This window comes from Protofrankia sp. Cr1 (assembly GCF_963555865.1).
GTDB lineage: Bacteria > Actinomycetota > Actinomycetes > Frankiales > Frankiaceae > Protofrankia.
In genome coordinates this window covers 1-5108 of the sequence record NZ_CAUVXO010000382.1, presented here as the reverse complement: position 1 = coordinate 5108, position 5108 = coordinate 1, and the positions used below count along the sequence as shown (strand labels likewise).

5 protein-coding genes and 2 pseudogenes are annotated in these 5108 nt (G+C 62.6%); 3 read left to right on the top strand and 4 right to left on the bottom strand.

The features are described from left to right. Positions 1–301: 301 nt before the first annotated feature. The 3 genes from U9980_RS21835 to U9980_RS21825 all read right to left on the bottom strand — a co-directional run bounded on the left by U9980_RS21835 (position 302) and on the right by U9980_RS21825 (position 2104). The gene (locus tag U9980_RS21835; RefSeq protein ID WP_322769634.1) at positions 302–1171 is read right to left on the bottom strand and encodes a class I SAM-dependent methyltransferase; all 870 of its coding nucleotides are present in this window, start codon (positions 1169–1171) and stop codon (positions 302–304) included. Beyond that, complete coding sequence (locus tag U9980_RS21830) at positions 1171–1659, bottom strand: hypothetical protein (protein WP_322769633.1); 489 nt, start codon at positions 1657–1659, stop codon at positions 1171–1173. The genes U9980_RS21835 and U9980_RS21830 overlap by 1 nt, the downstream gene beginning before the upstream one ends. Positions 1660–1864: 205 nt before the next feature. After that, a complete protein-coding gene (locus U9980_RS21825; protein WP_322769632.1) occupies positions 1865–2104 on the bottom strand; it encodes a hypothetical protein in 240 nt (79 codons plus the stop codon). Between the two features lie 322 nt (positions 2105–2426). On the opposite strand from U9980_RS21825, the gene U9980_RS21820 reads away from it, so the two are divergent. The 3 genes and pseudogenes from U9980_RS21820 to U9980_RS21810 all read left to right on the top strand — a co-directional run. Next, positions 2427–3635, top strand: a complete 1209-nt coding sequence (locus U9980_RS21820; RefSeq protein ID WP_322769631.1) for a helix-turn-helix domain-containing protein — start codon at positions 2427–2429, stop codon at positions 3633–3635. Positions 3636–4098: 463 nt separating this feature from the next. Then, entirely contained in the window at positions 4099–4650 is a 552-nt protein-coding gene (locus tag U9980_RS21815; RefSeq protein ID WP_322769630.1) for a DUF1003 domain-containing protein, read from the top strand. Next, positions 4651–4923, top strand: a pseudogene (locus U9980_RS21810) (cytochrome P450); the annotation flags it as partial. Here U9980_RS21810 and U9980_RS21805 read toward each other — a convergent pair. Next, positions 4886–5108, bottom strand: a pseudogene (locus tag U9980_RS21805) (hypothetical protein); the annotation flags it as partial. The pseudogenes U9980_RS21810 and U9980_RS21805 sit on opposite strands and share 38 nt — an antisense overlap.

The window sequence follows — 5108 nt, the reverse complement described above, 5'->3', positions numbered from 1 at the left end:
CCCATGCCACCAACAGCACAAACAGCTAAATGAGACAGAACTCTCTTGCAGGCATCAGCCTGCCCACGTGAACCGCGTAGGTCAAGGGATCAGCGCTATCTAGCCGAGTTGGAGCGCCCGGCACCAGGGATGTGGATCAAGGAGAGGGGTTGGGGTGCGCCCGTCGGGTCACCGAACACGCCCGGGGACAGCCTCAAGCACCCGGACAGTTCGGCCGGCCGCGCCTAGTCGGCCACCAGGTGGGATTCGAGGCGGTCAGGCCCCGCTCCATGACCCCTACCGAGACCGCCGGCTCCGTCCACTACTGTGCCGCGTTGGATGCCGTCACATACATCACCGGGGTGGTGTATGTGATCGTGCCCTGCCGTCCAACTGCGCGCCGCCACGCCTCGCGGTAGCGACGTGCCACGTCGCCCCCAAGATTCTTGGTGATGGTCTCGATCGCGGTGGGGCCACCCGGATGACCCCGGCGATGTAGGTGGGCCTCGACGGCGGCAGCGTCGGTGAACGTGTCTCTCACCGTGTCCATCACGACTGCTTCAATGGTCAGTCCGACGTGTCGGGCCAGCGCGGCAGTGCGGCGTTCATCGAAGGCTGTCATAGTCCGCGCGCCACGCGTCGCACCCGCCGTCGCCTGGTCAATCGCGATCAGCTCCGTTGCGCTCAGCCCGTCCAGCTCCGCATCATGGCGACGCCGCGCGTTGACGGGCTCGAACGCGGAGAAACGACCAGCCGGGCGGAGGACCCGCGCGACCTCGGCGAGCGCGGCCGGCAGGTCATCGATGTAGATCAGGACAGACCGTGCGACAACCGCATCAACGCAGCGATCCGCCAGCGACATCCGAGTTGCGTCCGCGACCAGCCGACGCACCGTACCCCCATCCGCGGGCAGGTCAATCTGGCTCAGCGCTTCGGCGGAGAGATCTACCGCCGTGACCATCCCAGCCGGGCCGACCAGCGAAAGCGCCGCAGAGGTAAGCAGTCCTGTCCCGGCACCGAGATCAACGACGTGCGCGCCCGCGGTGATCCGTGCACCAGCGAGAACCCTGTCACGAATGCCCCCGAGTCGATCTTCAGCTGTCTGCCGAGCCGCGTCGGACAGGCCCTCGAACCTACCCGCCCGTAGCCACGCCGCCGTGGTTTCGCCAGCTGTCCGACCCGACGAGCTCATCAGGACGTCACCGCCGGTCCGAAGTAGAATGTAGGGCTCACAGCGTTGCACAGCGACCCCGCGAGCGCCGCCAAGCCCGCGTCCTTCTCCGCATGATAAATACGGTCGATCCTGTCGAGCTGATCGTCTGACAGCAGCTCGTGACCGCGGGCCGCGAACGCGAAGAAGAGATCCTCGTCCTCACGGAACAGTTCCGCCCGCCGGTCCAGGAGGGGCTTACGCTCCGCGATGGCCCGAGCCTCCAACCGCCCCCGCTTGTGCTCGATTTCCTCGGCGAGTCGGGCCATCTCGATCCGGATCTCAACCTGACGTCCGTGGTATTCGCAGCTCAGGTCAAGAAGCCCGGCAATCTGTTCCCCGGTGAGCCCCACCTCACCATGGTGGGCCAGCAGTCGAGTAAACAGTGCGCCCTTGGCTGCGATGCTGTCCGCCGACACATCGATGAGGTAACCAGGTCGGGCAAAGCTCTTGTGGTTGACGCCGCACATCGCGGTCTCCTCCGTGGAAGGTTTCGATGTCGCCGATCCGCCCGGCGACCCTCTTTGCTGCCTTGGACATGCACCGGTCTGCGCGGTACGCCGGGCAAGGCAATCTCAGCTACCGTTACACGGTCGCAGGATCCGCGAACGCGCCGGTGTGACCTGTTACCAGGAAATTTGGGCGACCGCCGTATACTCGACGGCGGCCTGTCCGCTACCGAGCCGTGCGTTGATTTTCAACGGCCCGCCCCGTCAGTAATGCGAGATGATCCCGCAGCCACCGAACCTCTTCTACCACATTCTCGATCCTTTCGCTGATGGCGGCATGTTCCAAAGGGAAGCCGGGCAGATCGTATTTGAAGTGTTCGAGGTTCGCGCCCATTGATTCGAGCTGTGCTAAAGCACTTATGGCCATCAGCTCAAGTACATGCAGGGCTAATGTCTGTCGCTCCATCTATCCCTCCGCTGTGCGCTCCGGGCGCCTACGTCGTGGCACCGGATGTCGGGGCCAAGGAAAGCGTGTCGCGTTACCAACGCTGCGTGAAGGGACAGCTTGCCGTTGCCAGCGGTCACTCTGTGTGATAACTAGGGCGTATTGCCCCAGTGGGCAAAAAAGACACCCACGGAAGATCGCAAGTGGCTTGGCGCGGTAGACCTGACTTATCTCCCAGCCTGCCACCTTCTGGCCTCCCGGTAGAGGCCCGAAATATCTGGAGTTCGATCTTTCTCGTTCTTGTTCAGTTGTGACTTGCTACACTCCGCACAGGAGGTGTGGTATGGAGCAGAGCCTAGGTGACCGAATCGTCCAAATCAGGCGCCGGAGGTCGTTAACACAGGCGGAGTTGGCGGAAGCCGCCGGTGTAAGCCTCGATGTGATCACCAAGTTGGAGGGTAACCGGCGTGCCGGGGCGCGAGTCTCCACGCTCCATGCCATTGCCCGTGCACTGAAGGTCAAGACCTCTGAACTACTCGAGGGTGGGGGTGACCTTGACCGGGCCGACAACGGCGATACCGCTAATCTGCTTGCCTTACGCAAAATTCTGGTGCCATCGCTTTCACAGAAAGCGGCCAGGGAGGCACCCAACATCGCAAATCTACGCGCAGCGGTAACAGATGTTACCCGTCTTTACCACGAGTCCCGGTATCAAGATTTGCTTGCCGGCATACCGGACACAATCCAGGACGCTGAGGCAGCCGTGGCGGCCAACGACGGCGATTATAAGATAATAGCCCTGCGGCTCTTGGCGCAGACATACAACATGGCCTCGCTCGTTCTCCTTCAGCTCCGACGCGAAGATCTGTCCTACGAAGCCGCTAGGCGCTCAATGACCCACGCCGAGTCAGCCGGCGACCCCATCCTAAGGGCAGCTGTCGCTGACAACATCGGCTGGATCTTCCAGCGTCAAGCCCGATTCGACGACGCAGAGGAGACGGTCATCACGATGGCCGACGCCATAGAGCCATCATGGAGCCGAGCCAATGCCAACCATATAGCAGTCTGGGGAAGGCTCCTTACGAGAGGTGCCAGCTCCGCGGCCCGCAACAACCGGCCCGAGCAGTCCCGCGAGTTTCTGTCCTTGGCGCGTTCCGCCGCCGCACGGCTAGGGCAAGACCATATGACGTATGGATCATATTGGGCAGCATTCGGGCCAACGACGGTTGACACCATCGAGGTGGAAAATGCCGTAATCATGGGCGAACCTGACCGTGCCCTGTCGCTTGCCAGATCAATCCGGCCAGGCGGTGACGTGCGCCGCTCGACCTGGGCACGCTATCTACTTACACTCGCCGACGCCCAAGCCGCCACGCGCAATCCCAGTGAAGCGGTACGGACATTGCGCAGCGCCAAGGATTACGCCCCGGAATGGTTGCGTTACCAGCGCCTTGCCCGGAGGCTCACTCAAGACCTGCTTGAATCGCAGGCGGTTCGCCAGGCCCGGAATCTGGGGCTACCGGAACTCGCCGAACACATGAATATTCAGTGATGATCTAGATGCATCCGACGCGCATGAGATAAAATGGATGACCCCAGCGAGGTGAAGCTCGGGAGTCGATATTTTCGATCACAATCGACCTATTACTGTCCGTATGGATCATTAGGAGGGGTTGGTCCGCACAAGACGTCCTGTGGCCCTGGAACTCCGCTGACCACCAACTCAGTCATCACACGTGTCATCACCGTCGCCGAGGACGGGCCTGGACGGGGTGTCAGCTGGTGTTCGGCGCGCAACGGTGTCACCACACGTTCGAAGCCGTCCGCGTCCTGGGCCGTCTCGCCGCTATGATCAACAACGTGCCACCCCGGGTAACGGGCAGCCGACCACGCGGCCGTCGCCTGCACGCAGGAGCGAGTACAGTCCCCCAGCTTGACCAGAGCCCATGGCAGGCAGGACTTAGGAATGCCCTGGTCAACACCTATAGACAGGTTTCGGGTACCCGCACATCAGTATGAGTATCGTGAACTCTCCCGCTGACGGCCACAGCCAGCCGCACCGTGCCGCCAGAGGCGGCCACCCCCGTCCCCGTGTCCGGGTCCCCAACGAGCGAATCGCCTTCACCCGGATGCGTACGTCGCAGGACCGCGCGGCGGACGCGATAACATCGTTCGCGGGCTCGCTACCCTTCGTCTATCTCCACGCCGTCTGGTTCGGCGTCTGGGTCCTGCTGAACGAGGGCGTGTTCGGGCGGGCCGGCATCTTCGACCCGTATCCGTTCGGACTGCTCACGATGATCGTCAGCCTGGAGGCGATCTTCCTGTCCACCTTTGTGATGGTGAGCCAGAACCGCGAAGCGACGCGGCAGAACCTGCGAGCCGACCTGGACTTCGAGACCAACCTGCGGTCCGAGGTGTGGTCGGTCCACATCGGCAAAGCGCTCGGACTCGACCCGGAACAGATCGAGCGACACGTCCAGGAGATCATCGAACAGGCCAGGGCGGGAATCAGTAACAGTCAGGCCGCACCGGTCGACCCCCGGATGCTGCTGGACCTCCCAGAATGATCCACGTTCCCGATCCCGCTTGACGGCGACGACGTCAGTGAGATCATCGATCTCTATCGGGACCAGCTGCCAATGAACGAGCATATGGTCACGATGGACCCGCCCGCGCACACCCGTGAGCGAGCAATGCTGATGCGGCTGCTCACGCCAAAGCGGCTCAAGAAGAACGAAGCCTTCAGCTGGCGCGTAGCCGATCGGCAACTCGACGAGTTCATCGGCAGCGGCCAGTGTGAGTTCATCCCTGCCTACACGCAACCATTCGCGATGCTTGCGAACCGTTAATTCGTTGGCGGTAGGCGGCGAGGGTCACGAGGATCTGGTCGGCGGTCTTCGTCCAGACAAACGGTTTCACGTCGTGTTCCAGGCGTTGATCCACCGGCGGATGTCGGCGTCGAGCTCGACGACGCAGCGGTGCGTCGACCGGCGCAGCCCGCGGTTGGTCAGCTCGGCGAACCAGC

Bases quoted from the DNA above. Each gene is read 5' to 3' on its own strand.
- U9980_RS21835 (WP_322769634.1), bottom strand. From the start codon at position 1,171: ATGAGCTCGTCGGGTCGGACAGCTGGCGAAACCACGGCGGCGTGGCTA.
- U9980_RS21830 (WP_322769633.1), bottom strand. From the start codon at position 1,659: ATGTGCGGCGTCAACCACAAGAGCTTTGCCCGACCTGGTTACCTCATC.
- U9980_RS21825 (WP_322769632.1), bottom strand. From the start codon at position 2,104: ATGGAGCGACAGACATTAGCCCTGCATGTACTTGAGCTGATGGCCATA.
- U9980_RS21820 (WP_322769631.1), top strand. From the start codon at position 2,427: ATGGAGCAGAGCCTAGGTGACCGAATCGTCCAAATCAGGCGCCGGAGG.
- U9980_RS21815 (WP_322769630.1), top strand. From the start codon at position 4,099: ATGAGTATCGTGAACTCTCCCGCTGACGGCCACAGCCAGCCGCACCGT.